This window comes from Candidatus Afararchaeum irisae (genome assembly GCA_034190545.1).
GTDB lineage: Archaea > Halobacteriota > Halobacteria > Halobacteriales > Afararchaeaceae > Afararchaeum > Afararchaeum irisae.
Window position 1 is genome coordinate 1 of record JAXIOF010000100.1, and the last position, 2731, is coordinate 2731.

General features: G+C 52.4%; 2 protein-coding genes. Both read right to left on the bottom strand.

The window, feature by feature from the left end:
• Nucleotides 1–56 precede the first annotated feature (56 nt).
• Nucleotides 57–1730, bottom strand: coding sequence for an Ig-like domain-containing protein (locus SV253_09530; protein MDY6776290.1), 1674 nt, complete (start codon nucleotides 1728–1730; stop codon nucleotides 57–59).
• A gap of 65 nt (nucleotides 1731–1795) precedes the next feature.
• Complete coding sequence (locus tag SV253_09535; protein MDY6776291.1) at nucleotides 1796–2566, bottom strand: type II secretion system F family protein; 771 nt, start codon at nucleotides 2564–2566, stop codon at nucleotides 1796–1798.
• Nucleotides 2567–2731 lie beyond the last annotated feature (165 nt).

Sequence of the window (2731 nt, forward strand, 5' to 3'; positions counted from 1 at the left end):
AGCCTCGATAAGACGCTATTGTCAAGCGGTTTCTAACTTAGCTAAAGACAGATGGGTCAGGACTTAGGATGAGCGATGAAGTACGAGTTTATGGCTTCTTTCTCGCCGTCCTTCTGCCACTCAATCCGAACACTAAACATATAGAAATCTTCGAGATTGAGTTTATCGTTTCCACTGATGCCAAAGTCAAACTCCAATGTAGTGGTACTTTCATTGGGTATCGTTATCCTCGGACTGAGGCTCTTAAAGTCACCAAGTCTATGTAGAGTTATATTTTCTGACCCGCCGTTGTACTGCATTTCCATACTGTCAAATGCTTCGTGGTTACCGCCCTGTGTATCTATATAGAACGGGAACCTGATCTGAGTTATCTCAACATCGACGTCTTTCTTGTTCCTTAAACGTACTTCTACAGGCTCCTTACTCCCGCCTTGGCTAACGGGCTCAACGTATGCCAGCGACACGTCTGTTTCCTGGTTCGGGTTTATCCTGTCGGTCGTCGCGTTACCTCCGCCGTCGCCACCGAGACCGCTAGCGTCGGTGTTGACTACATCGATGGAAAACGTGAGGTTTTCTCTCGATCTCGGGTCGAAGTCAGAGAGATCGTCAGGGTCGACGTCTATGCTCGCGTTGAGGCTCTCCTGTAGATTAGAACCGTCTATGTCGTCGGGTGCGGTGTACCTCACCGAGGCTCTTCCGTCGGTTCCCGTAGCATCCGACCCGGGCGATATGCTTCCCTCAGACACCCCGCCGAACTCGACCTCGACTCCGCTCACCGGGTTGTTGTACCTGTCTCTGACCTCGACCACCATATTTCTCGACGTGCCTTCGCCCACGTTGGTGTCCTCGGTCACTTGAGTTATGTAATGTTCATCCTCCTCGGTGTAGTCGTTGCCTATGCCTATCTTCGCCATCCTGAGGTTGTAGGTGACACCGTCGCCGTCTTTTTCTGAGACCATCTCGACGGTCAGAGTACCGTTGTCGACCGAGTAGCTGTGTACGTATCCGCCGCTCGACGCGAGTTCGGTCTGTAGTATATCGTCCCATCTCTCCTCCGACATCCGTGTGGGAACTTCGAGAGTCACGTTACCACCGGTCGAGTTGGTGACTGCTACGGTCTGGTGCGGCGCGCTGAGAGGTGTTATGTCGAGGTTGATCGATCCCTGTTCGGAGGTCATCAGGCTGCCGTTGAGTGCCAGAAGGGTTATACGCCGACCGCTTATTATGTTGGATCTTGAGACGAGTATGTCGGCTGAGTCAAACTCGTTGTAGACCACGGAGCCGTCGAAGACCGTATCCGGGGCGTTCTGGTACTGGTTGTAGTCGGGCTCGTACTCCACCGACTTCGTCACGAAGTCTCTCTCGTCACCGTTCCAGTAGTCCGAGGTCTCTGTCTTTACGGCTTCGACGTTCTGAAGGCTCAGGTTCGCCGCCGGGCTCGTCTTAATACTCCCCGCCGGGTTTGGAGGATTTATCAGAAAAGGTCTAGTCGGGTAATCGATCCCCATCTCGACTGTGGTTATCGACTCTGTACCTCTCGCCGCCGTCGACTCGACGTCCGACTGGAGTGTGTTGATGTCTTCCTGTACCCTCTGGCTGTGTGAGAACTCAGCGTTCTCGTTCCATATCGGCACCGCGGTTATCTGTAGGGTGACGAGTAGGAGGAGGAGTATGCCGAACATGAGTATGAAGCCGATTATGGGCGAAACACCTTCTTCTATACTTTTCATCTTTTGTCACCTTCTGGGTCTGAGGCTGTTTTGGGTTTCATATCTGTGTCTCTGTCTGTTCTGGTTCAGATCACTGTGACGTAAGCGATCATGGTTATCACGAGGAATGCTATGCTGTATTTGAGACCGCTCATCATGTCGTCCTTCGTCATCTTGCCCGCGAGTAGACCGTTTCCGAGTGCCTGTATGAGTGTCGAGTGGTAGAATACCATCCGGTAGGTCGTCACAGGGACGTTCTGGAAAGACATCGGGGTTCCTATCTCGGCAGGTGCTTCGATGTCCTGTCTTCCGACTCTTTCGACGAGTGGAGTCAGGTATGCCTGGTCGAGAAGTAGTATGACACCGAGGTAGACGAGGAAGCTGATTATGATGATAGCTATGTACCCCGACATCTCCCTGTAACGTTTCCTCCTCAGAAGTAGCCTCTCGTAGGCGTCGTCGGCAGCCACCGAGAGTATCTTGTAGAGATCTCCCGTAGCGACACTCGACCTCGAAATCAGCCTCACAGTCCTGGATATCGACGGTATACGGAGACGGTTGGCGAACTTCGTGAGTGCCTTGTTGACGTCGAAGTTCCATCTGATGTCGTTGTTGAGCCTCTCAAACTCCTCCGCGAGTAACCCCTCTGATCTCTGAGATATATACCTGAACCCCTCGTCGACCGAGAGACCCATCTGGTTCGCGTTTGCTAGCTCGTCGAGTTTCTCGGGGAACCTGTTAACAATTATACGTTCCCTTCTGTCCTTTAGCTCGTAGAAAGCTGAAAGCGGAACTACTGCTATAAGCAGAGGTATCACGACGAGGGTCGTCGTGGTGCTTATAGGACTCTGACTCATGTCGGTGGGGGACACCCCTCCCGATACCATGAAGAAGACGAATCCGAGACCGAGAGGAACCGAGAAGTAAAGCGACCTCAGGGGATTCCTGAGTATGGGCTCGAAGGGGTTTCTGATACTGTCGGCCGAATATTCTTTAGGCTAGAGCGTGATTGGGAGGTATGG